A 21,717-nucleotide genomic window follows, 5' to 3' on the forward strand; every position below is an offset into this window, starting at 1 on the left:
CTCGCTTGCATTCCCGTAAAAGGAGCTTCGCATGTCTGACTTGTCCGCGTTTCCCATCACCGCTAAATGGCCGGCGCAGCACCCAGAGCGCATTCAGCTGTATTCGTTGCCCACGCCCAATGGCGTAAAGGTGTCGATTCTGCTGGAGGAAACCGGGCTGGCGTACGAGCCGCACAAGGTGCGCTTTGATCAAAACGATCAGCTGTCGGCGGCGTTTTTGTCGCTCAACCCGAACAATAAGATTCCGGCGATTCTCGACCCCAACGGCCCGGACGGTAAGCCGCTGATGTTGTTCGAGTCCGGTGCGATTCTGTTGTACCTGGCGGACAAGGCAGGCGCGTTTATCCCGAACAATGCGGCGGATCGTTACCAGACTATCCAGTGGCTGATGTGGCAAATGGGCGGCGTCGGGCCGATGTTTGGCCAGTTGGGTTTCTTCAACAAATTCGCCGGCAAAGACTACGAAGACAAACGCCCACGCGACCGCTATGTCGCTGAGAGCAAGCGCCTACTTGGCGTGCTCGACCAGCGTTTGCAAGGCCGAGACTGGATCATGGGCAGCGCGTACAGCATCGCTGATATCGCCACCTTTCCATGGGTGCGTAACCTAATCGGTTTCTACGAGGCAGGCGATCTGGTGGGCATTAATAATTTCCCCGAGGTCACCCGCGTGCTGAACACGTTCCTTGAGCGTCCGGCCGTCATCAAAGGCCTGACCATTCCTGAATGAAGCCGATTATCCGAGACGCCCGCGACGACGACATGCCCGCGGTGCAAGCCATCTATGCGCAGCACGTGCTCACCGGCATCGCCAGCTTTGAACTGCAAGCGCCCAGCCTGGAGGAAATGCACCGCCGTCGCGGTGACGTGCTGAGCAATGGTTTGCCGTATCTGGTGGCCGAGCTTGCGGGCGAGGTGGTCGGCTACGGCTACGCCACGCTGTACCGTCCGCGCCCGGCTTACGGCAACACGGTGGAAGATTCGGTGTACGTGAAAGACGGCATGGGAGGGCGCGGTATTGGCCAGGCGCTGCTGGGCGAGGTGATCGAGCGCTGCATCGCCGACGGCCGTCGGCAGATGGTGGCGGTGATTGGCAACAGCGAGAACCGCGGCTCCATCGCCCTGCATACGCGTATGGGGTTTCGTTTGGTGGGGGTGTTCGAGTCGGTGGGTTTCAAGCACGGCCGCTGGGTGGATACCGTGCTGATGCAGCGCCGTCTGGGCGACGGTGCCGACACGCTGCCCGACGCTTAAGCCGTCATCACTTGCTCATGCAACAGCGCGAGCAGTTCGCGTTGCAAGGCGGTCACCACGCCGCCGCCGCTGACCAGGGCCAATTCGCTGGGTGCCAGTGCCGGCATTTGTTCGCACACCTGATGTTCGGCGAGCACGGCGCTGGTGGGTAACACGGAAATGCCAAGGCCCGACGCCACGGCCGCCTGGATGCCGGTCAGGCTGTGGCTGGCGAATGCCAGGCGCCATGGCCGCTTGGCTTTGTCCAGGCTGCCGATAGCCCGTTGGCGGTAGAGGCAGCCTTGCGGAAATAGCGCCAGGGGCACCGGCTGATCGCTCAACTGCAAGCGCTGACTTTTTACCCACACCAGGTTCTCCGGCCAACTGGCCAGGCAGTCGCCACTGCCGGGCTCGCGTTTGATCAGGGCGATATCCAGCTCGCCATTCCCCAGTTTTTCTCGCAGGTCTGTGCTCATGCCGCTGACGGTTTCCAGCCGTGCTTCGGGGCGCGCCTGGGTAAAGCCGGCGAGCAGGGCGGTCATGCGCTGCGCATCGAAATCTTCCGGCACACCCAGGCGCAGCGGTAGCAGCGTGCCGTCGCTGGCCAAGGCTTCTTCGGCTTCCTGCGCCAGGCTGAGCAAGCGACGGGCGTAGTGCGCCAGCAGTTCGCCTTGTGCGGTGGGCGTGACCTGGTTACCGCTGCGGTCGCGCACCAGCAGGCAATGGCCGACGGTTTCTTCAAGCCGCCGAACCTGTTGGCTGACGGTCGATTGCGTGCGGTGCACCCGTTCACCGGCGCGCGTGAAGCTGCCTTCATCGACCACGCACACCAAGGTTTTCAGCAGTTCGAGGTCGAGCATAGGGCGCACCGGCTTAGTTGAATTGTCACTGAGATAAAGAGGTTAATTTAATTTAACACTATGCGACAGCGCCCCTATGCTGGCCGCTCATATCCTTCAGGAGCTGGCCCCATGTCCCTTGAACACACGCCTCGGCCGTTGTGGCTGACCTTTGATTGCTACGGCACGCTGATTCAGTGGGACGAAGGCCTGTTGGCCGCCGTTGGTAAGATGCTCAGCCAGCGGCCCGGCCACGCCATCGAGCCAGCGCGCTTTATCGAGGTGTACGACCGCCACGAGCACGCGCTGGAACAAACCCCGCCGCACCGCTCGTTTCGCCATGTGACCCGCGAAGGCCTGCGCCTGGCCATGGAGCAACTTGGGGTGCCGTCGAGCCCGGCCGATGGTGAGCTGCTGGCCGACAGTATTTCAGCCATGCCGCCGTTTGCCGAAGTGCCTGCGGCGCTCGCACGGTTGAAAGCGATGGGCTTCAAGTTGTGCATCGTTTCCAACACTGACGACGACATCATCGCCGGCAACGTCGCCCAGTTGGGCGGGCACATCGACCGGGTGATCACGGCCCAGCAAGCCGGCGCCTACAAGCCCGCGCCGCGTCTGTTCGAATACGCCCACGAGCAGTTGGGAGTAGGCCGCGAAGACGTGGTGCACATCTGCGCCAGTCCGCACCTGGATCACGCTGCCGCGCGCGACATGGGCTTTCGTTGCGTGTGGGTAGACCGGGGCACGGGCCGGCAATTGCTACCTGACTATCGCCCCGACGTGACGGTCTCGACCCTGGACCAAGTGCCGGCGTTATTCGCCGACTTAGGCTGGGCGCAGGGGTTAAACGGCGCGGCCGTTTCGATTAAAGCCTGAACCATTTGCCTGACCTCACACTCAAGTTTTATAGGCCCCACGTAGGATTCGCGGGGCCATAAAGCGCAATGCGTGAGGAAAAAAATAATGTTGAATTCAGATGCTTATGTGGCTGCCTTGGATGAATCTTCAACCGCCTCTGGCGTTTCGTGGGCGGCAGTATTTGCAGGCGCTGTTGCGGCTGCAGCACTGTCGCTGATCCTGCTGTTGCTGGGCTCCGGCCTTGGCTTTTCGGCTATTTCGCCGTGGGCCGACAAGGGCATCAGCGCAGAAGGGTTGGGCATTTCGGCGATTATCTGGCTGGCGTTCACCCAGTTAGTGGCGGCCGCTATGGGTGGTTACCTGGCGGGCCGTTTGCGTAAACGCTGGGCGACCCTGCACGACGACGAAGTGTATTTCCGCGATACCGCTCACGGCTTCCTGGCCTGGTCGGTGGCCACCTTGCTGACGGCGACGTTGGTGGTGGGTTCGGTCAGCACCTTGATCGGCGGCACCGCGCAAGTGGGCGCTACGCTGAGCAATAGCCCGGCCACCCAAGACATGGCCAACGCTGATAACAGCGACAGCTATTTCATTGATGTGCTGTTTCGCGACAGCCGCGGTGCACCCGTCACGCAAGACGCTGCTCACGATGTAGCCGCACGCATTTTCGCTCGTAACCTGGCCTCCGACGACGGCGCGTTGAACGCCGACGACCGTGCTTATCTGGCCCAGTTGGTTGCCCAGCGCACCGATCTCAGCCAAAGCGATGCCCAGGCCCGCGTAGACGCCGTTTACGGTCAGGCGCACCAAGCGGTGCAAGACCTGAAAGTAGCGGCCGACGCTGCCAAGAAAGCCGCGACCCACGCCACCCTGTGGATGTTCGTTGCCCTGTTGATCGGCGCCTTCGTGGCCAGCTTCGCTGCCATTTTCGGTGGCCGTAGCCGTGACGCGGTGGTGGTTGTCGACGACCGTCGCACCGCCACTACCCTCCGTTAATTAGCCGGTCACTACGTTTTCGAAAGGAGAACAATAATGCGCTCACTACTGCTGTGGTTCCTCGGTATCCCAATTCCAATCATCATTTTGATTGCTCTGCTGACATAGCAGAAACCCCGGGGGCGCTTATTGCGTCCCTTTTGCTAAAAGGAGAAACACCCCATGGCGACTCCTGTGATCCATTACAAAACCGCTGGTCATTTGGCGTGCGGTCGGGAAACCGGCCAACTCGCTGCGACCACGGAATTGGCGCGGGTGAAATGCCGTACCTGTCGAAACTCCGAGGCGTTCAAAAGCGCGCGCAAAGACACCCGCAATGCGGCGCGTCGAGCGGCACGCAAAGCCAAGGCCACCCATAGTTCTCTTGACTGGCGCGCAGGATGGCGCGAGCAGATTGGCGCGTTGCCGGGCCACAACCGACTACCCCGTGGTTTCGGCAGCCAGCCGTTTGTGTAAGTAGTAGCGGGTGGAAGAGGGGCCCGGCAGGCGACTGTCGGGCCTTTTTCGTTGTGCAGTAAGCTTCACGCCTTCATCGGGCCTGGAGCAAATCATGAGCGACGAACTGCAGATAGAAGACCTGACGCTCGGCGAGGGCAAAGCGGCTGTGAAGGGCGCGTTGATCACCACGCATTACCGCGGGTTTCTCGACGACGGCAGCGAATTCGATTCTTCGTTTGAACGTGGCAAGCCCTTTCAGTGCGTGATCGGTACTGGGCGCGTGATCAAAGGATGGGATCAAGGCTTGATGGGCATGCGCGTTGGCGGCAAGCGGATGTTGCGGGTGCCGGCGCACCTGGCCTATGCCGAGCGTGGCATGGGCTCACGGGTGCCGGCGAATGCCAATTTGCGCTTTGAAATCGAACTGCTGGAAGTGCTGACCCGCGACGACTGAGCGGCGCAAGCGGCCTTCTTAGCCCTATGTGTAACCCGCGCGCTTGAGCGGCGCGGCTATACTGCCGAGCTTTGTTGGCGAGGACGCTCTGGTGTTGGACGTTGTGAGTTTTGTTTTACTCGGTATGGCCATGGGCACCATGGGTGGTTTGTTTGGCATCGGCGGCGGGCTGGTGACCATTCCGATCCTGGGCGTGCTGTTCAACCTCGATCAGCAGCTGGCGCAAGGCACCGCGCTGTTGATGGTGCTGCCCAACGTGCTGCTGGCGCTGTGGCGCTACAACCAACGCAATCGCATCGTGCCGCGCAACGCGCTGATGCTGATCGTGCCGAGCTTCTTCCTCGCCTGGCTGACCTCGCTGTTTGCCGTGCGTCTCGACCCACAGGTAATGCGCATCGCGTTTGTCGGCTTTCTGTTGCTGCTGGTGCTGTTTAACCTCGGCCAGATGTTCTGGCAAAAGCCCACGGGCGAGCGCCAGCTACGCCATGAAAACCGGCTGTGGTTATTGGGCGCGTTGTCGGGCATGACCGGTGGCCTGTTCGGCGTGGGCGGCGGCGTGGTGGCAACGCCGGTACTCACCAGCCTGTTCGGCGCCACTCAGGTTGTCGCGCAGGGTTTGGCCCTCGCTTTGGCGGCACCTTCGACCGGCATCACTCTGGTGACCTACGCCCTGCACGACCATGTGAATTGGGCGATGGGCATTCCCTTGGCGGTCGGCGGCTTGCTCAGCATCAGTTGGGGCGTGCGTCTGGCCCATGCGCTGCCTGAGCGCGTGCTGCGTTCGCTGTTTTGTGTGTTTCTGGTGATCTGCGGCGCGCTGCTGCTTTTGAAGGTGTAGGCATGACCGAACGCGCTCCTGAACACGCCCAAGAGCAGGGCTGGCACCATTTGTTTCCGCTGGTCACTGTGATGATCTGGAGCGGCAACACGTTGGTGACCAAGCTGTCGTCCGGGCTGATTGCACCCCCCTCAATTACGTTTTATCGCTGGGCCTTGGCGTTCCTGTTGCTCTCGCTGTTTATGCTGCCCAGCGTGTGGCGCGCCCGCCGGCAGTTGCTCGGTTTGCTGCCCAAACTGTGGGTGCTCGGCCTGCTGGGCATGTTGGTGTATCAGGGCTTGGCGTATTTCGCGGCGGCCAGTACCAGCGCGACCAATATGGGCATTTTGATCGCCTTGTCGCCGTTGTTGTCCTCGCTGTTTTCCAGCGTGCTGACCGACGAGCGTTTGACCCAAGGGGCGTTGGCCGGTGGCGTGGTGTCGTTTGCCGGTGTGCTGTGGTTGATCAGCGGCGGGCAGCCACAGGCGTTGCTGCATTTCCAGCTCAGCCACGGCGATGCGCTGATGCTGGTGGCGGTAATGGCCAACGCCTTGTATGGCGTGTTGCTGCGGCGTTGGAATTTCGACCTCAGCCGTTGGCTGCAACTGTATGTGCAGATTGCCTGCGCGCTGGTGTTTCTCACGCCGTGGTTTTTGCTCAGCACGCCGTCGCCGTTAACGCGCGAGAATCTGCCGCTGGTGCTGTATGCCGGCACGCTGGCGTCCATCGGCGCGCCGTGGCTGTGGATCAAGGGCATTCAAAGCCTGGGGCCGGCGCGGGCCAGTCTGTATATGAACCTGATGCCCGTCACCGTTGCCGTAGCGGCCATGTGGCTGCTCGGCGAAACGCTCGGTTGGCACCATCTTGTGGGCGGTAGCCTGGCGCTGGCCGGCGTATGGATGGGCCAGCGCATGCGCAAACCATTGCGCCAGAGCGCCTGACGCACCGTTAGCGCAGGCGTTCGCTCTGCGCGTTTCTTTCCCTTTTAGTGTTTTTGCAGGCATGGGCTTTTCAGCGCGGTCGGCTGCGTGCTTTACTTGTACATACAAGTTCGTACGAGTTGTCTTTATCTTCCGCCTGCGGGCGTCAGGGAGCCTTTCATGAGCACATCGAGTCGTTATCGTGACACCGTGGTACGCGCCGCCCGTGGCACGCAACTCACTGCCAAAAGCTGGATGACCGAAGCGCCGCTGCGCATGTTGATGAACAACCTCGACCCGGAAGTAGCCGAGAACCCGAACGAGTTGGTGGTGTACGGCGGCATCGGGCGCGCCGCGCGCAACTGGGAATGCTACGACGCCATCGTCAAGGCGCTCACCGCCCTGGAAGACGACGAAACCTTGCTGGTGCAATCGGGCAAACCCGTTGGCGTGTTCAAAACCCACAGCAACGCGCCGCGCGTGCTGATCGCCAACTCCAACCTGGTGCCGCATTGGGCCACGTGGGAGCACTTCAACGAACTGGATGCCAAAGGTCTGGCCATGTACGGCCAGATGACGGCTGGCAGCTGGATCTACATCGGCAGCCAGGGCATCGTGCAAGGCACCTACGAAACCTTCGTAGAAGCCGGCCGCCAGCATTACAACGGCAACCTCACCGGCAAATGGGTCCTAACCGCGGGCCTTGGCGGCATGGGTGGCGCACAACCGTTGGCGGCGGGCATGGCCGGCGCCTGTTCGCTGAACATTGAATGCCAGCAAAGCCGCATCGATTTCCGCCTGAAAACCCGCTACGTCGACGAACAAGCCGACGACCTCGACGACGCCCTGGCGCGCATCGCCCGTTACACCGGCGAAGGCAAAGCGGTGTCCATCGCCCTGTGTGGCAACGCCGCCGACATTCTGCCGGAGCTGGTTCGCCGCGGCGTGCGCCCCGATATGGTCACCGACCAAACCAGCGCCCACGACCCCCTTAACGGCTACCTGCCCAGCGGCTGGACCTGGGACGACTACCGCGCCAAAGCGCAAACCCAGCCGGCCGAGGTGGTGAAAGCCGCCAAGCAATCGATGGCCGTGCATGTCGAAGCCATGTTGGCGTTTCAGAAAATGGGTGTGCCGACCTTCGACTACGGCAACAACATCCGCCAGATGGCCAAAGACGAAGGCGTGACCAACGCCTTCGATTTCCCCGGCTTCGTGCCAGCCTATATCCGCCCGCTGTTCTGCCGTGGCGTGGGTCCATTTCGCTGGGCGGCGCTGTCGGGCAATGCGCAAGACATTTACAAAACCGACGCCAAGGTCAAAGAGCTGATCGCCGACGACGCTCACCTCCACCGCTGGCTCGACATGGCCCGCGAGCGCATTGCGTTCCAGGGTTTGCCGGCGCGCATCTGCTGGGTGGGCTTGGGCCAGCGCGCCAAACTTGGCCTGGCGTTCAACGAAATGGTGCGCAGTGGCGAGCTGTCGGCGCCTATCGTCATCGGCCGCGACCACCTCGATTCCGGATCGGTGGCCAGCCCGAACCGTGAAACCGAAGCGATGCGCGATGGGTCGGATGCAGTGTCCGACTGGCCGCTGCTCAACGCCCTGCTGAACACCGCAAGCGGCGCCACCTGGGTGTCGCTGCACCACGGCGGCGGCGTGGGCATGGGCTTTTCCCAGCACTCGGGCATGGTTATTGTCTGCGACGGCACCGATGAAGCCGCAGCGCGTATCGCCCGTGTACTGCACAACGACCCGGCGACCGGCGTGATGCGCCACGCCGATGCCGGGTATCAGATCGCGATTGATTGTGCCGAGGAGCAGGGCTTGAACCTGCCGATGATCACGCGGTGACGCTGTGCTCCCCTCTCCCGCAGGCGGGAGAGGGGACCGAACGTGAACGCTTCATTGGCTCGGAGGCTCCATGCAGCACCTATGGTTCAACTGCCACGCCGCCACTCTGGCCGGGGGCACGTATTCGAACATCGAGAACGCCGCCATCGTTACGGCTGATGGGCTGATCCGGTGGATCGGCCCTTACGCCGAGCTGCCATCGGCCGACTACGCCCAGCGCCATGATTTGCAGGGCGCGTGGGTCACGCCCGGGCTGATCGACTGCCACACCCACGCGGTATTCGGCGGTAACCGCAGCGCCGAGTTCGAGCAGCGCTTGCAAGGTGTCAGTTACGCCGAAATCGCCGCGGCAGGCGGTGGCATCGCCAGTACCGTGCGTGCCACCCGGGCGGCCAGTGAAGATGAATTACTCGCCAGCGCCACCCAACGCGTCCGCGCGCTGCTGCGTGACGGCGTGACCACCCTTGAAATCAAGTCTGGCTACGGCCTGGATCTGGCCAACGAACGAAAAATGCTGCGGGTCATCCGGCGTCTGGGCGAAACGTTACCAGTGACGGTGCGCAGCACCTGCTTGGCGGCCCATGCCTTACCGCCGGAATTCGCCGGGCGCAGCGATGACTACATCGACCACGTTTGCACACGAATGCTGCCCGCGCTGGCAGCGGAAAATTTGGTCGATGCGGTCGACGCCTTTTGCGAGCACCTGGCTTTTTCCCCAGCCCAGGTGGAGCGAGTCTTTGTCGCCGCGCAGGCCTTGGGCTTGCCGGTGAAGTTGCACGCCGAGCAACTTTCTTCGCTGGCGGGCTCGAGCCTGGCGGCCCGGTACCAGGCGTTGTCGGCGGATCATCTGGAATTTATGACCGAGGCCGACGCCCAGGCGATGGCCGCCGCCGGCACCGTCGCAGTGCTACTGCCCGGCGCGTTTTATTTCCTGCGGGAAACCCAGTTACCGCCCATTTCGCTGTTGCGCGAACACGGCGTGACCATGGCCATCGCCAGCGACCTTAACCCCGGCACCTCGCCGGTGTTGTCGCTGCGGCTGATGCTGAATATGGCCTGCACCTTATTCCGCCTCACGCCCGAAGAAGCACTGGCCGGCGTCACGCTTAATGCGGCCAAGGCGCTGGGGTTGGGCGCCAGCCACGGCAGCCTGGAGGTGGGCAAGGTGGCAGATTTCGTCGCCTGGCAAATCGCCCAACCGGCCGAGTTGAGCTACTGGCTGGGCGGTGATTTGAGCAAGCGGGTGATCCGCCATGGCCGGGAGCTAAGTGATGTCTGACTTGATCGAACGCCCTTACGAATTTACCCAGGGCACGGTGCCGCTGCTGATCAGCATGCCCCACGCCGGTCTTCAGCTAACGCCCGCCGTGCAGGCCGGGCTGGTGCCGCAAGCGCAAGGTTTGCCGGACACCGACTGGCATATTCCGACGCTCTACGCGTTCGCGGCCGACTTGGGCGCCAGCACCTTGGCCGCGAATTACTCGCGCTATGTGGTGGACCTGAACCGACCCGCCGACGACCGCCCGCTGTATGCCAGCGCCACCACTGGCCTGTTCCCCGACACCCTGTTCGACGGCGAGCCGCTGTTTATCGAAGGCGGCGTGCCCTCGGCCCTGGAGCGCGAGCGTTATCTGCAGGAAATCTGGACGCCCTATCACCGCGCGCTGAACGACGAATTGGCGCGGCTCAAAGCGCAGTTTGGTTATGCGCTGTTGTTCGACGCACACTCGATTTGTTCGCGAGTACCGCGCCTGTTCGACGGCAAGTTGCCCGACTTCAACCTGGGTACCAACGACGGCGCCAGTTGTGCTGCCGAGCTGGCGGAGCAATTGGTGCAGGTGTGCGCGCGGTCGCCGCGCTACAGCCATGTGCTCAATGGGCGCTTCAAGGGCGGGCATATCACCCGCCACTACGGTCGCCCCGCTGAGCGCGTGCACGCGGTGCAGCTGGAAATTGGCCAATGCATTTATATGGATGAACAAGCGCCGTTCACCTTCCGGCCGGAACTGGCCGAGGACGCGCAAGTGGTACTGCGTGGATTGTTGCGAACGTTCCTGGCGTGGGCGCAGACGCATTACGCCGGCGAAGCCGACGCGCTCTGATCTTTACTCCCAATTGATCCGCGCCAACTTCCATTCCTTGTCTTCCAACCACCACTCCAGTTTCACGCTGTAGTGGTTGGCGTTGTCTGGAATCAAACCTTCAGCGCCGGTAACGGCCACCTGCGCCTCGGTGTATCCCTTGGTGGAGGAGGCGGGGTCGAGGCTGCTGGTTTTGCTGAGGGCAATCACCCGCACGTTGTTGTAGCGCAGAAACAGGCCGAGCATGGTGCGCTTGGCCCATTCGCGGTCGTACTGCTGCTGGGCGCGAAACTCGGGGTGCAGCTGTTCCATCACATCGCTGCTGCGCTTGGCTTCAAGGTTTTCTTGAAGCTGCTGCACGGCGGCCTCCAGCGCGGCCTTGGGATCACTGTTTGAGCAACCGGCAAGCACGATCAGCGCGATGGCGATAAACCACAGGCGGGCAAAGGGAATTATCCGGTCTGACATGCTCAACTCCGTTTTCATGGTTATGATGCCCGGCAGAGCTCAGGCGCCTTGCCGGGAAAATGTACCCGACCTTCAGGGATTGCGCGTGGCAGCGTCTTAATTAACAAGGGAGTGCAGCATGCAGACTTTGTATCCGGAGATTAAGCCTTACGCGCGCCATGAATTGGCCGTGCAGGCGCCGCACGTGCTGTATGTCGACGAAAGCGGCACGCCGGACGGTCTTCCCGTGGTGTTTCTGCATGGCGGCCCCGGCGCCGGTTGCGACGGCGCCAGTCGCCGTTATTTCGACCCCAACCAATACCGCATCATCACCTTCGACCAGCGCGGCTGCGGACGCTCCACCCCCCACGCCAGCCTGGAAAACAACACCACCTGGGACCTGGTTGCCGACCTGGAAGTGATTCGTCAGCACCTGGGCATCGACAGATGGGTGCTATTCGGCGGCTCGTGGGGCTCGACCTTGTCGCTGGCCTACGCGCAAACCCATCCGGAACGTGTGCACGCCCTGATTCTTCGCGGCATTTTCCTGTGCCGCCCCCAAGAGATCCGCTGGTTTTACCAAGAAGGTGCCAGCCGCCTGTTCCCCGATTATTGGCAAGACTACGTGGCGCCGATTCCGCCGGAAGAGCGCAACGACCTGGTGTCGGCGTTCCACAAACGCCTGAGCGGCAGCGACCAGATCGCGCAAATGCACGCCGCCAAAGCCTGGTCGACCTGGGAAGGCCGCACCGCCACGCTGCGCCCAAACACCCAAGTGGTGGAACGCTTCAGCGAGCCGCAGCGTGCGCTGTCGATTGCCCGTGTGGAATGCCACTACTTTATGCACAACGCGTTTCTTGAGCCGGACCAGCTGATTCGCGACATGCACAAGATCGCTCACCTGCCGGGCATCATCGTGCACGGGCGCTACGACATGATTTGCCCGCTCGACAACGCCTGGGAGCTGCACCAAGCCTGGCCCAACAGCGAGCTGCAGATCATCCGCGACGCCGGCCATGCCGCTGCCGAGCCGGGCATCACGGATGCACTGGTGCGCGCCGCCGAGCAAATCGCCCGCCGCCTGCTCAACCTGGCGCCCGACGAAGCATGAAGGGACTGATTCAACGCGTTAGCCAGGGGCGTGTAGACGTTGCCGGCGAAACCGTTGGCGCCATCGATAAGGGCCTGCTGGTGCTGGTCGGTGTGGAGCCGCAAGACAACAAAGCCAGCGCCGACAAACTGCTGCACAAATTGCTCAATTACCGCGTATTCAGCGATGCCGACGGCAAGATGAATGTGTCGCTGACTGACGTGGCGGGCGGGTTGCTGCTGGTCTCGCAATTCACCCTGGCCGCCAACACCAAAAGCGGCCTGCGCCCGAGCTTTTCCACTGCAGCGCCGCCACCGTTGGGCGCCGAGCTGTTCGACTATCTGGTTGAACAGGCGCGGATAAAACACCCGGTGGTGGCCACCGGGCGTTTTGGTGCGGACATGCAGGTGTCGCTGGTGAACGATGGGCCGGTGACGTTTTTACTGGAAACCTGATTAGCGGCTCAGGGCTTCGGCAACAAAGTCGAGACGATCCTGGCCGAAATGCATTTCCCCGTCCACGAAGAACGTCGGTGCCCCAAACGCGCCGCGCTTGATGGCGTCTTCGGTGATTTCCTTCAGGCGCTGCTTCACGTCTTCGTCACTCACCAGCCGCTCGAACTCCGCTGCATCTAGCCCCGCAGCGCTCAGCACCTGCGCGACCACGGCTGGATCGCCCATGTTCTTCTGCTCCACCCACATCGCCGTGAACACTGCGTTCACGTACGGATGGAAGTTCGCGCTGCCCAAATAACCGGCCGCGCCGCGCATCAGAACCAGGGTGTTGATCGGAAAGAACGGATTGAACGCCATCGGCACGCCGTAGCGATGGGCGAAGCGATGCAGGTCGGCAAAGGTGTATTTGGCCTTGGCCGGAATCGCGACCGGCGACTGGTTGCCCGTGGCCTTGAACACGCCGCCAAGCAGCATCGGTTTCCAGGTGATTTCCACGCCGGCATCGTCGGCAATTTTCGGCAGTTGGGTCCACGCCAGGTAGGTGGTGGGGCTGCCGAAGTCGAAGAAGAATTCCAGGGTTTTGCTCATGTTTTTAATCTCTTTTTGTTTTTGCTTTTTTCGCAGCAGACGCAGAACGAGATCGTCTGGGCTAAGGCCAGGCAAGGCGCCCCGGAGCGTTTAAGCGCAGCGTACTGCAGTACGTGAGCATTAAAAGCGAGGACGCAACGCAGCATGGCCGACGACCAGGTGATCGACCAGGCGTTAAAACGTTTCTAGCCAGGGGCGTAGATCAAGTTCATGGGTCCACGAGTCGCGTGGCTGCATATGAATCTGCCAGTACGAATCAGCAATATGGTCAGGATTCAAAATCCCGTCCTGCTCTTTCATGGCGTAGCGCTCAGGGAAGTTGTCGCGGATAAACGCCGTGTCGATGGCGCCGTCGATGATCGGGTGCGCCACATGAATGCCTAACGGCCCCAACTCGCGGGCCATGCTCTGGGCAGTGGCACGCAAGGCGAATTTGGCACTGGCAAACGCCGCAAAGCCCTTGCCGCCGCGTAGGGACGCCGTGGCGCCGGTGAAAATGATCGTGCCGCGAGCACGGGGCAGCATCACCCGAGCGGCTTCGCGACCGGTGAGAAAACCGGCGAGGGCGGCCATTTCCCAGACTTTGCGGTACACGCGCTCGGTGGTGTCAGTGATGGAAAAGTGCACGTTGGCGCCGATGTTGAACACCACAGCTTCCAGCGGACCGACCTCACGTTCGATGGTGGCGAACATCTCGACCACCTGGTCTTCGAGCCGCGCGTCGCAGCCGAAGGCGCGCGCTTGGCCGCCAGCGGCGGTGATCTCGGCCACCAGCGGTTCGAGTTTCTCGGCATTACGCCGGGCTACACAGGCCACATAACCCTCGCGGGCAAAGCGCTTGGCTATCGCGCCGCCGGTGGCATCGCCGGCTCCCACCACTAACACTGCTTTGCGTTCGCTCATTGTTGTTCTCTCGTCGGTTGCGTGAGTAAGTTCCTTTTTGGAACTGAGCTGAATAGTCAGTTCCTTTTTGGAACCTGTCAAGCTAGAGTAGCCAGCAGAACGTTTTGGAGAATCGTCATGCGCTGGGAAGAACTGGGCGATCAGCCCTGCTCGCTGTCACGCACGTTATCGGTGGTCGGCGACCGCTGGACCCTGCTGGTGCTGCGCGAATGTTTTATGGGCGTGCGCCGTTTCGACGACTTCGAGAAGCGCATGGGCATCACCCGACATGTGTTGGCAGAGCGCCTGAAGCGCCTGACCGAGCATGGCGTGCTGGTGAAAAGCGCCTACCAACAGCGGCCTGTGCGCGAGGAGTATAGGTTGACCGAGAAGGGCCACGACCTTTACCCGGCCGTGCTCGCGCTGGTGAACTGGGGCGACCGGCACATGAGCGGCGACATCGGCCAACCGATTCGCCACGTGCACAAACGCTGTGGCCACGAGGTGCGCGGCGTGCTGGTGTGTTCGGAATGCGGCGAACCGCTGCACGCGCGGGATATGAGCCTGCGCGAAGCGCCGGAGTTAGAAGGGAAGTTGTTGCCGGCGCACTGGCACCGCAAAGGCTGATAAGGCCTTGGAATAGCTTTTGGATTCATGGACGCTTTCGCGAGCAAGCTCGCTCCTACAGGGCCCGAGAGCGCCGCGTGGCCTAAAACAACCGCGCGATCAGCGCCGTCACCGCTGTTTCCACCCGCAGAATCCGCTCGCCCAGTTGCACGGGCTGCAAGCCCGCCTCGGCGAGCTTATCGACTTCGTAGGGAATCCAACCGCCTTCCGGGCCGATGGCCAGCGTCACCGGGCCGTCCACCGCGCGCGGGCACGCCGGGTATAGACCGGGATGCCCAACCAAACCCAGGGTGCCAGCACAGAGCTGCGCCAGGTGGTCTTCCACAAACGGTTTGAAGCGCTTTTCGATGCGCACTTCAGGTAGCACCGTATCGCGCGATTGCTCCAGCCCCAGAATCAATTGCTCGCGAATGGCCGCCGGTTCGAGAAACGGGGTCTGCCAGAAGCTTTTTTCGACGCGGTAACTGTTGAGCAGAATCAAGCGCGGCACGCCCATGCTGGCGACGGTTTGCAGCACGCGCCGCAGCATTTTCGGGCGGGGCAGGGCCAGCAGCAGGGTCAGCGGTAGTTTTGCCGGCGGCGGCTGGTCGAGGGTGATTTGCAGCTCGGCTTCAGCGCTTTCCAAACGCAGGATGTGCGCCTTGCCCATCAATCCGCCTATTTGGCCAACCCGCAGGCTGTCGCCCGATTCGGCGCGGTGCACCTCTTGCAGATGAGTCAGACGGCGGTCGCGCAGAATCACGCGGTCGGCGCCGACAAAGTCGGCCTCTTCCAGAAGCAGCAGGTTCACGGTTGGGTGGCGGGCGGTTGCGCGTCGTCGCTGGCCGCTTCTTCACGCGGGCGTTTGCGCACCATGGCGGCGAAGAACACGCCAATTTCAAACAGCATCCACATCGGTACCGCCAGCAGGGTTTGCGACAGCGGGTCCGGCGGCGTGAGGATCATGCCGACCACAAAGCAGCCGATGATCACGTACGGACGAATCTTGCGCAGGTACGCCACGTCGACCACGCCAATAATCACCAGCAGCACCACCGCCACCGGAATTTCGAACGCCACGCCAAAGGCGAACAGCAGCGTTAGCACGGAGTCGAGGTAGGTGTTGATGTCGGTCATGGGCGTAACGCCGACCGGCGCCGAGCCCAGCAGGAAGTGGTAAATCAGCGGCAGCACGAGGAAGTAGGCGAACGCCATGCCGCCGTAAAACAGCACCACGCTGGAGGTCAGTAGCGGCACGGCCACGCGTTTTTCATGCTTGTACAGGCCCGGGGCAATAAAGCCCCAGGCTTGGTAGAGAATCACCGGCATGCTGGCAAACAGCGCCACCACCATGGTCAGTTTCAGCGGCGCCAGGAATGCCGACGCCGGGTCGATGGCGATCATCGTGGCGCCTTCGGGCAAGAAACGGCGCAGCGGCTCGGAGGCCAGGGTGTAGATGTCGCGCGCAAAGTAAAACAGGCTGGCGAAAATCAGGAAGGTGGCCGCCACGCAGCGCAGCAAGCGCGAGCGCAGTTCGGTGAGGTGCGAGACCAGCGGCATTTGCTGGTCGTTTTCCGGGGTGTCTGCGCTCATGGGGCTCGCGGCGGTTGGGGGCTGACGGGCAGTTCCAGCTGGGTTTGCTGCTGCTCAGGCGGGCTCGGTTCAGGTGCTGGCTCGGGCGCCGGCGCAGGCGCTTCAGCGGCCGCGACGGCGGGCTGTGTCACGGGCGGCGCAACGGGCGTGGCCTCGGCAATCGGCGCGGCAGCCGGCACCTGCGGCGGGGCGATGGCGTTTCGGGCTTCCTGTTCCAACGCCAGAATGTGTTCGTTGTGCAGCTGCCGACGAATTTCATCGGCGCCGATTTCGCGTTCCACTTCCTGTTTGATCGCATTGAAGCTGCGTTTCAGGCGCCCGATCCACAGGCCTGCTGTGCGCGCGGCACCGGGCAGGCGTTCAGGGCCGAGCACCAGCAGGGCCACCAGGCCCACCAGCAGCAATTCGCCGAAGCTAATGCCAAACATGGGTCAGTCCTTGCGCGCTGGCTCTTCGACTTTCTGGGCGTGCGCGTCGATGGTGTGCGGTTGGTTCAGAGGCTCGTTTTGCGCTTGGGTCGGCTGCGCCGGAGCGGCCTGCTCGGTTGGCTTTTCATCGTCGTTCATGGCTTTGCGAAAGCCTTTGATGGCCTCGCCGACATCGCTACCCAGGCCTTTGAGCTTCTTGGTACCGAACACCAACACGACCACGATCAGAATGACGACCCAGTGTTTCCAGTCAAAAATACCCATGGAACGGTTCCTCTCGAGATGGTGGGTTACGCAGCGCGGGCTGCGAATAACGCGTTAAAACGGATGGATCAGGACGGCTCGCGCGCGGCTTTTTCCGCATGGCCCGACAAGCCGAAGCGCCGGTCCAGTTCGTCCAGTACCGCTTGTGGGTGCTGGCCCAGGGCGGCAAGCATCACCAGGCTGTGGAACCACAAATCGGCGGTTTCGTAGATGACGTCGCTGCAGTCGCCACTGACGGCGGCATCTTTAGCGGCAAGAATGGTTTCGACCGATTCTTCGCCGACTTTTTCCAGAATTTTGTTCAAACCCTTGTGATACAGGCTGGCCACGTACGAGCTGTCGGGCGCGGCGCCTTTGCGCTCTTCAAGCACCTGGGCAAGGCGGGCGAGGGTGTCGGTCATGCCTGCGTTATTCATGCCTGGGTTACTCATGGTTGTGTCCGCCGGCATAGATCGCGTGGGGGTCTTTGAGCACCGGGTCGACTGCCTTCCAGGCGCCGCTTTCGTAAACGCGGTAGAAGCAGCTTTCACGACCGGTGTGGCAGGCGATGCCGCCGAGTTGCTCGACCATCAGAATGATCACGTCTTCGTCGCAATCCAGGCGCATCTCATGCAGTTTTTGCACGTGGCCGGACTCTTCGCCTTTGCGCCAGAGTTTGCCACGCGAGCGCGACCAGTAAATGGCGCGCTGCTCGGCGGCGGTGAGGGTCAGGGCCTCGCGGTTCATCCAGGCCATCATCAGTACGCGCCCGGTTTTGTAGTCTTGGGCAATGGCCGGCACCAGGCCGTCACTGTTCCAGTTGATTTCATCTAGCCAATCGTTCATTGCAATTCCGTCGTTCGGGCGGGCACATCGTCGGGCGAGTTTGCCAGTTGAGACCGCTACTGGCTATCGGCGCAAAATCAGGTACAGCCCGCTCGCGGCCATCAGCCAGGCCGGCCAGGTGGTCGCTGCCGTGAGGCTCGCGGCTGCCAACGCCAGGGTAATGCCGCCGCCCAGCAGGGCGGTGCCCAGCAAGCGCAGCGTCCATTTATCGCCGCCGCCCGGCTGCTGTTGCAGGGGCGGGTTATACAGATGCGGCTGCGCCATGCGTTCAAGCAGCTCGCGGGTCATGTGCGCCAGGTGCGGCACTTGTTCCACTTGCGATTGCAGGTTCTGGAACAGGTTTTTCGGGCTTACGCGCTCGCGCATCCAGCGTTCGAGATACGGTTGGGCTGTGGCCCACAGGTCCAGGTCCGGATACAGCTGACGACCCAAGCCTTCAATGTTCAGCAAGGTTTTTTGCAGCAGCACCAGTTGCGGCTGAATCTCCATGTTGAAGCGCCGCGCCGTCTGGAACAGACGCATCAGCAGCAAGCCGAAGGAGATATCTTTCAGCGGTCGCTCGAAAATCGGTTCGCACACGGTGCGAATGGCCGCTTCGAAGTCGTTCACTTTGGTTTCTGCAGGCACCCAACCGGAGTCGATGTGCAACTGGGCGACCTTGCGGTAGTCACGCTTGAAAAAGGCCACGAGGTTGCGTGCCAGGTAATCCTGATCTTCCGGGGTCAGGCTACCGATGATGCCGCAGTCGATAGCGATGTACTGCGGGCTCCACGGCGTGCGGGTGCTGACAAAGATATTGCCGGGGTGCATGTCGGCGTGGAAAAAGCTGTCGCGAAATACCTGGGTGAAAAAGATTTCAACGCCGCGCTCGGCCAGCACTTTCAGGTCGGTGCGCTGGTCGGCGAGGGTGGCGAGGTCGGTGACCTGCACGCCGTAGATGCGCTCCATCACCAGCACTTGCGGGCGGCACCAGTCCCAATACACCTGCGGTACGTACAGCAGCGGCGAACCTTCGAAGTTACGGCGCAGTTGGCTGGCGTTGGCCGCCTCGCGCAGCAGGTCAAGTTCGTCGTAGATGGTTTTCTCGTAGTCGCTGACCACTTCAACCGGGTGCAGGCGGCGCGCTTCGCCAGACACGCGCTCGGCCAGTTTGGCCAGCAAAAACAGCCAGGCAATGTCGGCGCGGATCACCGGCTTCAAACCGGGGCGAACGACTTTCACCACCACTTCTTCACCACTGCGCAGTTGCGCAGCGTGCACCTGGGCCACCGAAGCGGAGGCCAGCGGCTGGGTGTCGAAGCGGGCGAAAACGTCACCGACCTTGGCGCCCAGTTGCGCTTCAATCAGCGCCACCGAATGCGCCGGGTCGAAGGGCGGCACCTGGTCTTGCAGGAACGCCAGCTCGTCGGCCATGTCCAGCGGCAGCAGGTCGCGCCGCGTGGAAAGCAGTTGGCCGAATTTAATAAAGATCGGCCCAAGATCCTGAAGCGCCAGGCGTACTCGTTCGCCGCGGCTCAGCGCCAGCTTGCGACGCGGCAGCCAGCGCCACGGCAGAAAATAGCTGACGCTGCGCAGCCACCACGGCAGCGGCAGCTCAAGAATCAGATCATCGAGACGGTAGCGAATAACCACGCGCTGGATGCGCAACAAACGGCGGACGGCAAGCAGCTTCATTCGGGTTCGCTAGGTTTGGAGTTGAGGGTGAGGGCCAGGCGCTCGACGCGGGCATCGAGGCGATCGAGGGCGAGCTTGAGGTCATCCAGTTCGGCAAAACGCGCTTGTGCTTCGTTCTCGCCGACCAGAGTGCGCGACTCTTCGCTGAGGTAATCCGCCACGTTCTGGCGCAGGCTGTCGAGGTTCTGACCGGTCCAACGCGCGCGGCTCTTTAAATGGCTGCTGAGCAATTGACTGCCTATCGGCCCGAGCCAGCGGCCGATTTCGTATTCCCAATCCAGTTCGAGGTCTTGCAGCACACCGGCCAGGTCGAGCAGCACGGCGCTGTCGCCATCCAACTCAACCTCGGGGCTGTGCAACACAGCGGTTTTGTCTTTGCTCACGCCCAAGCGCACCAGACTGCTGGCCGGTGCGCGCAGGCGGCAGGCGATGTCGCCTTCCCACTGCGAAGCCAGACGCAGACCGGCACCGTCGGCTAGCACGTACGCCTTCACGGCCGGCGCGCTGCATTCCACCGCAATCACTTTGCCGGCCAGGTGCGCGAGACGCGGCAAGGCGGTCGCGTCGAGGCGCAGCACGCGGTTGATGCCGGTTTCGGCCGCAGCCAGAAGCGCCTGGGTCAACATCAGGGTTTGATACCGCGGTGCAGGGCGACGATGCCGCCGGTCATGTTGTGGTACGTGGTGCGCTCGAAACCGGCCTCGATCATCATGGCTTTCAGGGTTTCTTGGTCCGGGTGCATGCGGATCGATTCGGCCAGGTAGCGGTAGCTTTCCGAATCGTTGGTGATCAGCTTGCCCATCAGCGGCAGCAGGCTGAACGAGTAGGCGTCGTAGGCCTTGGACAGCAGATTGCTGGTGGGCTTGGAGAATTCCAGAATCAGCAAGCGGCCGCTCGGTTTGAGCACGCGCAGCATGGAGCGGATCGCTTCATCTTTATGCGTTACGTTGCGCAGGCCAAAGGCGATGGTCACGCAGTCGAAGTGGTTGTCCGGGAAGGGCAGCTTTTCCGCGTCGGCCTGTACGAACTGCACATTGTTGGCCACGCCGCTGTCGAGCAGTTTGTCGCGGCCCACTTTGAGCATTGAGGCATTGATGTCGGCCAGGACCACTTCGCCGGTGGGGCCGACCAAGCGGGAAAACTGACGGGTCAGATCGCCCGTGCCGCCGGCGATATCCAACACTCGATTGCCCGTGCGCACGCCCGAAAGCTCAATGGTGAAGCGCTTCCAGAGACGGTGAACGCCCCCGGACATGAGGTCGTTCATCAGGTCATATTTGGCGGCTACAGAGTGGAAAACCTCGGCGACTTTGTCGGCCTTTTGGCTTTCCGGCACGCTTTGGTAGCCGAAGTGGGTAGTCGGTTCGGCATCACTGCCTTTGCGCGGATCGTTCATATGCGGTCACCGGAAGAAAGTGCCGGCCATTCTAATCGCGGTCACCGGCTTTGTCTTGGCAAGGCGTGCGGTGGCGGTGACGGGGCGACTGCCCTTGGCGTGGCGCTCGCGTTATAGTCGCGCGACTTTTGGTCGCATGAGTTATCAACTATGGCCCGCATTACCGTCGAACGTTCACACACTCTTGGCACGCAAGGCGCGCGCGCCAAAGCCGAGGCGCTGGCCGAGCGCCTGGCCGAAGAGTATTCGGTGCGTTATCAGTGGAAGGGCGACGTGTTGGAATTCAAACGCAGTGGCGCTGACGGCACCATTGAAGTGGGCGAAGACAATGTGCGCGTCGAGCTGAAATTGGGCCTGCTCTTATCAGCCATGAGCGGCACGATAAAACGCGAAATTGAAAAAGGCTTGGACGAGTCCCTTAGTTGAGCCCGCGCATACCTAGTATGTGAATTCTAATTTTCCCGGCTAATTTCGGTGCAGGCCTGCAAAGAGCAGGCGGTTTTTTCCTTCTCTCTTTGTGAGGTGCACCATGGCCAAAGTTGCAGCTAAAAAAGTTGTCGTAAAAAAAGACGAAGTCCAAGCGTCGCTGCTCACCGATGTTAAACATTACAGCCGGCAAATCTGGCTGGCCGGTTTGGGTGCCTACGCCAAGGTCGGCAAAGAAGGTGCGGGCTATATCAAAGGCCTGGTGAGCGAAGGCGAAGGCATCGAACGACAAGGCAAAAAACTGGTCACAACGCAGGTCGAAGCGGCGAATAGCCAGCTCGACTCGGTTAAACAATCAGTCAGCAGCAATGTCTCCAGCGTTAAAAGCAAAGTTGAAGTGCAGTTCGACAAAATCGAAAAACTTTTCGATCGTCGGGTCGCCAGCGCGTTAAATCGTGTAGGTATCCCTTCGCGCCAGGATGTTGATGCGCTCTCTGCTAAGCTGGACGTGCTGAATGCGTTGGTTGCACGTGTCGCTAAGACTCAATAAGGA

General features: G+C 61.7%; 29 protein-coding genes. 16 read left to right on the forward strand and 13 right to left on the reverse strand.

Annotated elements, in window-relative coordinates:
* Window positions 1-31 precede the first annotated feature (31 nt).
* Together ACZZ0Q_RS03390 and ACZZ0Q_RS03395 are read left to right on the forward strand one after the other, a co-directional pair.
* A complete protein-coding gene (locus tag ACZZ0Q_RS03390) occupies window positions 32-730 on the forward strand; it encodes a glutathione S-transferase N-terminal domain-containing protein (RefSeq protein WP_463540077.1) in 699 nt (232 codons plus the stop codon).
* The gene (locus tag ACZZ0Q_RS03395) at window positions 727-1,254 is read left to right on the forward strand and encodes an N-acetyltransferase family protein (protein WP_463540076.1); all 528 of its coding nucleotides are present in this window, start codon (window positions 727-729) and stop codon (window positions 1,252-1,254) included. Before ACZZ0Q_RS03390 ends, ACZZ0Q_RS03395 begins: the two co-directional genes overlap by 4 nt.
* On the opposite strand, the gene ACZZ0Q_RS03400 is transcribed toward ACZZ0Q_RS03395, so the two are convergent.
* Window positions 1,251-2,093 carry a LysR family transcriptional regulator gene (locus ACZZ0Q_RS03400; protein WP_463540075.1) on the reverse strand — a complete coding sequence of 281 codons (843 nt, stop codon included), beginning with the start codon at window positions 2,091-2,093 and terminating at the stop codon, window positions 1,251-1,253. The two genes, ACZZ0Q_RS03395 and ACZZ0Q_RS03400, sit on opposite strands and share 4 nt — an antisense overlap.
* Before the next feature lie 111 nt (window positions 2,094-2,204).
* Between ACZZ0Q_RS03400 and ACZZ0Q_RS03405 the strand changes: the two genes are divergently transcribed.
* The 9 genes from ACZZ0Q_RS03405 (at window position 2,205) to hutG (ending at window position 10,511) form a co-directional block, all read left to right on the forward strand.
* Entirely contained in the window at window positions 2,205-2,948 is a 744-nt protein-coding gene (locus ACZZ0Q_RS03405) for a haloacid dehalogenase type II (RefSeq protein ID WP_463540074.1), read from the forward strand.
* A gap of 87 nt (window positions 2,949-3,035) precedes the next feature.
* Window positions 3,036-3,926, forward strand: coding sequence for a hypothetical protein (locus tag ACZZ0Q_RS03410; protein WP_463540073.1), 891 nt, complete (start codon window positions 3,036-3,038; stop codon window positions 3,924-3,926).
* A 162-nt stretch (window positions 3,927-4,088) separates the two neighbouring features.
* Window positions 4,089-4,382: a hypothetical protein gene (locus tag ACZZ0Q_RS03415; protein ID WP_122452279.1), complete on the forward strand. Its 294-nt coding sequence runs from the start codon at window positions 4,089-4,091 to the stop codon at window positions 4,380-4,382.
* Between the two features lie 94 nt (window positions 4,383-4,476).
* Window positions 4,477-4,818 carry an FKBP-type peptidyl-prolyl cis-trans isomerase gene (locus ACZZ0Q_RS03420; RefSeq protein WP_122494584.1) on the forward strand — a complete coding sequence of 114 codons (342 nt, stop codon included), beginning with the start codon at window positions 4,477-4,479 and terminating at the stop codon, window positions 4,816-4,818.
* A 91-nt stretch (window positions 4,819-4,909) separates the two neighbouring features.
* Window positions 4,910-5,656 (forward strand): sulfite exporter TauE/SafE family protein, encoded by a 747-nt coding sequence (locus ACZZ0Q_RS03425; protein WP_463540072.1) that lies wholly within the window; start codon window positions 4,910-4,912, stop codon window positions 5,654-5,656.
* Window positions 5,657-5,658: 2 nt separating this feature from the next.
* Window positions 5,659-6,576: a DMT family transporter gene (locus ACZZ0Q_RS03430; protein ID WP_463560281.1), complete on the forward strand. Its 918-nt coding sequence runs from the start codon at window positions 5,659-5,661 to the stop codon at window positions 6,574-6,576.
* 159 nt (window positions 6,577-6,735) lie between these two features.
* Window positions 6,736-8,409 (forward strand): urocanate hydratase, encoded by a 1,674-nt coding sequence (gene hutU, locus ACZZ0Q_RS03435; RefSeq protein WP_463540070.1) that lies wholly within the window; start codon window positions 6,736-6,738, stop codon window positions 8,407-8,409.
* Window positions 8,410-8,479: 70 nt separating this feature from the next.
* A complete protein-coding gene (hutI, locus tag ACZZ0Q_RS03440; protein WP_463540069.1) occupies window positions 8,480-9,688 on the forward strand; it encodes an imidazolonepropionase in 1,209 nt (402 codons plus the stop codon).
* Window positions 9,681-10,511: an N-formylglutamate deformylase gene (gene hutG, locus ACZZ0Q_RS03445; protein ID WP_463540068.1), complete on the forward strand. Its 831-nt coding sequence runs from the start codon at window positions 9,681-9,683 to the stop codon at window positions 10,509-10,511. The genes hutI and hutG overlap by 8 nt, the downstream gene beginning before the upstream one ends.
* 3 nt (window positions 10,512-10,514) lie before the next feature.
* Here hutG and ACZZ0Q_RS03450 read toward each other — a convergent pair whose 3' ends face one another.
* Window positions 10,515-10,958, reverse strand: a complete 444-nt coding sequence (locus tag ACZZ0Q_RS03450) for a hypothetical protein (protein ID WP_463540067.1) — start codon at window positions 10,956-10,958, stop codon at window positions 10,515-10,517.
* Between the two features lie 118 nt (window positions 10,959-11,076).
* Here ACZZ0Q_RS03450 and pip point away from each other — a divergent pair, with 118 nt between their 5' ends.
* Both pip and dtd read left to right on the forward strand, forming a co-directional pair.
* Entirely contained in the window at window positions 11,077-12,048 is a 972-nt protein-coding gene (pip, locus tag ACZZ0Q_RS03455) for a prolyl aminopeptidase (protein WP_463540066.1), read from the forward strand.
* Window positions 12,045-12,482 carry a D-aminoacyl-tRNA deacylase gene (dtd, locus tag ACZZ0Q_RS03460; protein WP_463540065.1) on the forward strand — a complete coding sequence of 146 codons (438 nt, stop codon included), beginning with the start codon at window positions 12,045-12,047 and terminating at the stop codon, window positions 12,480-12,482. Before pip ends, dtd begins: the two co-directional genes overlap by 4 nt.
* On the opposite strand, the gene ACZZ0Q_RS03465 is transcribed toward dtd, so the two are convergent.
* Window positions 12,483-13,070, reverse strand: a complete 588-nt coding sequence (locus ACZZ0Q_RS03465) for a DsbA family protein (RefSeq protein WP_463540064.1) — start codon at window positions 13,068-13,070, stop codon at window positions 12,483-12,485. It lies immediately after the preceding gene.
* A gap of 174 nt (window positions 13,071-13,244) precedes the next feature.
* Window positions 13,245-13,973 carry an SDR family oxidoreductase gene (locus tag ACZZ0Q_RS03470; RefSeq protein WP_463540063.1) on the reverse strand — a complete coding sequence of 243 codons (729 nt, stop codon included), beginning with the start codon at window positions 13,971-13,973 and terminating at the stop codon, window positions 13,245-13,247.
* 117 nt (window positions 13,974-14,090) lie between these two features.
* On the opposite strand from ACZZ0Q_RS03470, the gene ACZZ0Q_RS03475 reads away from it, so the two are divergent.
* Complete coding sequence (locus ACZZ0Q_RS03475) at window positions 14,091-14,579, forward strand: winged helix-turn-helix transcriptional regulator (protein WP_463540062.1); 489 nt, start codon at window positions 14,091-14,093, stop codon at window positions 14,577-14,579.
* An 82-nt stretch (window positions 14,580-14,661) separates the two neighbouring features.
* On the opposite strand, the gene ACZZ0Q_RS03480 is transcribed toward ACZZ0Q_RS03475, so the two are convergent.
* The 9 genes from ACZZ0Q_RS03480 to ubiE all read right to left on the reverse strand — a co-directional run bounded on the left by ACZZ0Q_RS03480 (window position 14,662) and on the right by ubiE (window position 20,738).
* Window positions 14,662-15,369: a 16S rRNA (uracil(1498)-N(3))-methyltransferase gene (locus ACZZ0Q_RS03480; protein WP_463540061.1), complete on the reverse strand. Its 708-nt coding sequence runs from the start codon at window positions 15,367-15,369 to the stop codon at window positions 14,662-14,664.
* Window positions 15,366-16,151 carry a twin-arginine translocase subunit TatC gene (tatC, locus tag ACZZ0Q_RS03485; protein WP_463540060.1) on the reverse strand — a complete coding sequence of 262 codons (786 nt, stop codon included), beginning with the start codon at window positions 16,149-16,151 and terminating at the stop codon, window positions 15,366-15,368. Before tatC ends, ACZZ0Q_RS03480 begins: the two co-directional genes overlap by 4 nt.
* Window positions 16,148-16,579 (reverse strand): Sec-independent protein translocase protein TatB, encoded by a 432-nt coding sequence (gene tatB, locus ACZZ0Q_RS03490; RefSeq protein WP_463383797.1) that lies wholly within the window; start codon window positions 16,577-16,579, stop codon window positions 16,148-16,150. Before tatB ends, tatC begins: the two co-directional genes overlap by 4 nt.
* A gap of 3 nt (window positions 16,580-16,582) precedes the next feature.
* Window positions 16,583-16,843 (reverse strand): twin-arginine translocase TatA/TatE family subunit, encoded by a 261-nt coding sequence (locus ACZZ0Q_RS03495; RefSeq protein WP_463540059.1) that lies wholly within the window; start codon window positions 16,841-16,843, stop codon window positions 16,583-16,585.
* 68 nt (window positions 16,844-16,911) lie between these two features.
* Complete coding sequence (locus tag ACZZ0Q_RS03500) at window positions 16,912-17,244, reverse strand: phosphoribosyl-ATP diphosphatase (RefSeq protein ID WP_463542245.1); 333 nt, start codon at window positions 17,242-17,244, stop codon at window positions 16,912-16,914.
* A gap of 22 nt (window positions 17,245-17,266) precedes the next feature.
* Window positions 17,267-17,668, reverse strand: a complete 402-nt coding sequence (gene hisI / locus ACZZ0Q_RS03505; RefSeq protein WP_463540058.1) for a phosphoribosyl-AMP cyclohydrolase — start codon at window positions 17,666-17,668, stop codon at window positions 17,267-17,269.
* 63 nt (window positions 17,669-17,731) lie between these two features.
* Window positions 17,732-19,342: a ubiquinone biosynthesis regulatory protein kinase UbiB gene (gene ubiB / locus ACZZ0Q_RS03510; RefSeq protein ID WP_463540057.1), complete on the reverse strand. Its 1,611-nt coding sequence runs from the start codon at window positions 19,340-19,342 to the stop codon at window positions 17,732-17,734.
* A complete protein-coding gene (locus ACZZ0Q_RS03515; protein ID WP_463540056.1) occupies window positions 19,339-19,968 on the reverse strand; it encodes a ubiquinone biosynthesis accessory factor UbiJ in 630 nt (209 codons plus the stop codon). The genes ubiB and ACZZ0Q_RS03515 overlap by 4 nt, the downstream gene beginning before the upstream one ends.
* Complete coding sequence (ubiE, locus tag ACZZ0Q_RS03520) at window positions 19,968-20,738, reverse strand: bifunctional demethylmenaquinone methyltransferase/2-methoxy-6-polyprenyl-1,4-benzoquinol methylase UbiE (protein ID WP_463540055.1); 771 nt, start codon at window positions 20,736-20,738, stop codon at window positions 19,968-19,970. The genes ACZZ0Q_RS03515 and ubiE overlap by 1 nt, the downstream gene beginning before the upstream one ends.
* 150 nt (window positions 20,739-20,888) lie before the next feature.
* Between ubiE and ACZZ0Q_RS03525 the strand changes: the two genes are divergently transcribed.
* Together ACZZ0Q_RS03525 and ACZZ0Q_RS03530 are read left to right on the forward strand one after the other, a co-directional pair.
* Window positions 20,889-21,164, forward strand: coding sequence for a polyhydroxyalkanoic acid system family protein (locus tag ACZZ0Q_RS03525; RefSeq protein ID WP_122494545.1), 276 nt, complete (start codon window positions 20,889-20,891; stop codon window positions 21,162-21,164).
* 103 nt (window positions 21,165-21,267) lie between these two features.
* A complete protein-coding gene (locus ACZZ0Q_RS03530; RefSeq protein ID WP_463540054.1) occupies window positions 21,268-21,714 on the forward strand; it encodes a phasin family protein in 447 nt (148 codons plus the stop codon).
* Window positions 21,715-21,717 lie beyond the last annotated feature (3 nt).

It is taken from the genome of Pseudomonas sp. AC070, assembly GCF_979258635.1.

Excerpts from the sequence above, each read along its gene's own strand:
- ACZZ0Q_RS03390 (WP_463540077.1), top strand. The coding sequence starts at position 32 with ATGTCTGACTTGTCCGCGTTTCCCATCACCGCTAAATGGCCGGCGCAG.
- ACZZ0Q_RS03395 (WP_463540076.1), top strand. The coding sequence starts at position 727 with ATGAAGCCGATTATCCGAGACGCCCGCGACGACGACATGCCCGCGGTG.
- ACZZ0Q_RS03400 (WP_463540075.1), bottom strand. The coding sequence starts at position 2,093 with ATGCTCGACCTCGAACTGCTGAAAACCTTGGTGTGCGTGGTCGATGAA.
- ACZZ0Q_RS03405 (WP_463540074.1), top strand. The coding sequence starts at position 2,205 with ATGTCCCTTGAACACACGCCTCGGCCGTTGTGGCTGACCTTTGATTGC.
- ACZZ0Q_RS03410 (WP_463540073.1), top strand. The coding sequence starts at position 3,036 with ATGTTGAATTCAGATGCTTATGTGGCTGCCTTGGATGAATCTTCAACC.
- ACZZ0Q_RS03415 (WP_122452279.1), top strand. The coding sequence starts at position 4,089 with ATGGCGACTCCTGTGATCCATTACAAAACCGCTGGTCATTTGGCGTGC.
- ACZZ0Q_RS03420 (WP_122494584.1), top strand. The coding sequence starts at position 4,477 with ATGAGCGACGAACTGCAGATAGAAGACCTGACGCTCGGCGAGGGCAAA.
- ACZZ0Q_RS03430 (WP_463560281.1), top strand. The coding sequence starts at position 5,659 with ATGACCGAACGCGCTCCTGAACACGCCCAAGAGCAGGGCTGGCACCAT.
- hutU (WP_463540070.1), top strand. The coding sequence starts at position 6,736 with ATGAGCACATCGAGTCGTTATCGTGACACCGTGGTACGCGCCGCCCGT.
- hutI (WP_463540069.1), top strand. The coding sequence starts at position 8,480 with ATGCAGCACCTATGGTTCAACTGCCACGCCGCCACTCTGGCCGGGGGC.
- hutG (WP_463540068.1), top strand. The coding sequence starts at position 9,681 with ATGTCTGACTTGATCGAACGCCCTTACGAATTTACCCAGGGCACGGTG.
- ACZZ0Q_RS03450 (WP_463540067.1), bottom strand. The coding sequence starts at position 10,958 with ATGTCAGACCGGATAATTCCCTTTGCCCGCCTGTGGTTTATCGCCATC.
- pip (WP_463540066.1), top strand. The coding sequence starts at position 11,077 with ATGCAGACTTTGTATCCGGAGATTAAGCCTTACGCGCGCCATGAATTG.
- dtd (WP_463540065.1), top strand. The coding sequence starts at position 12,045 with ATGAAGGGACTGATTCAACGCGTTAGCCAGGGGCGTGTAGACGTTGCC.
- ACZZ0Q_RS03465 (WP_463540064.1), bottom strand. The coding sequence starts at position 13,070 with ATGAGCAAAACCCTGGAATTCTTCTTCGACTTCGGCAGCCCCACCACC.
- ACZZ0Q_RS03470 (WP_463540063.1), bottom strand. The coding sequence starts at position 13,973 with ATGAGCGAACGCAAAGCAGTGTTAGTGGTGGGAGCCGGCGATGCCACC.
- ACZZ0Q_RS03475 (WP_463540062.1), top strand. The coding sequence starts at position 14,091 with ATGCGCTGGGAAGAACTGGGCGATCAGCCCTGCTCGCTGTCACGCACG.
- tatC (WP_463540060.1), bottom strand. The coding sequence starts at position 16,151 with ATGAGCGCAGACACCCCGGAAAACGACCAGCAAATGCCGCTGGTCTCG.
- tatB (WP_463383797.1), bottom strand. The coding sequence starts at position 16,579 with ATGTTTGGCATTAGCTTCGGCGAATTGCTGCTGGTGGGCCTGGTGGCC.
- ACZZ0Q_RS03495 (WP_463540059.1), bottom strand. The coding sequence starts at position 16,843 with ATGGGTATTTTTGACTGGAAACACTGGGTCGTCATTCTGATCGTGGTC.
- ACZZ0Q_RS03500 (WP_463542245.1), bottom strand. The coding sequence starts at position 17,244 with ATGACCGACACCCTCGCCCGCCTTGCCCAGGTGCTTGAAGAGCGCAAA.
- hisI (WP_463540058.1), bottom strand. The coding sequence starts at position 17,668 with ATGAACGATTGGCTAGATGAAATCAACTGGAACAGTGACGGCCTGGTG.
- ubiB (WP_463540057.1), bottom strand. The coding sequence starts at position 19,342 with ATGAAGCTGCTTGCCGTCCGCCGTTTGTTGCGCATCCAGCGCGTGGTT.
- ACZZ0Q_RS03515 (WP_463540056.1), bottom strand. The coding sequence starts at position 19,968 with ATGTTGACCCAGGCGCTTCTGGCTGCGGCCGAAACCGGCATCAACCGC.
- ubiE (WP_463540055.1), bottom strand. The coding sequence starts at position 20,738 with ATGAACGATCCGCGCAAAGGCAGTGATGCCGAACCGACTACCCACTTC.
- ACZZ0Q_RS03525 (WP_122494545.1), top strand. The coding sequence starts at position 20,889 with ATGGCCCGCATTACCGTCGAACGTTCACACACTCTTGGCACGCAAGGC.
- ACZZ0Q_RS03530 (WP_463540054.1), top strand. The coding sequence starts at position 21,268 with ATGGCCAAAGTTGCAGCTAAAAAAGTTGTCGTAAAAAAAGACGAAGTC.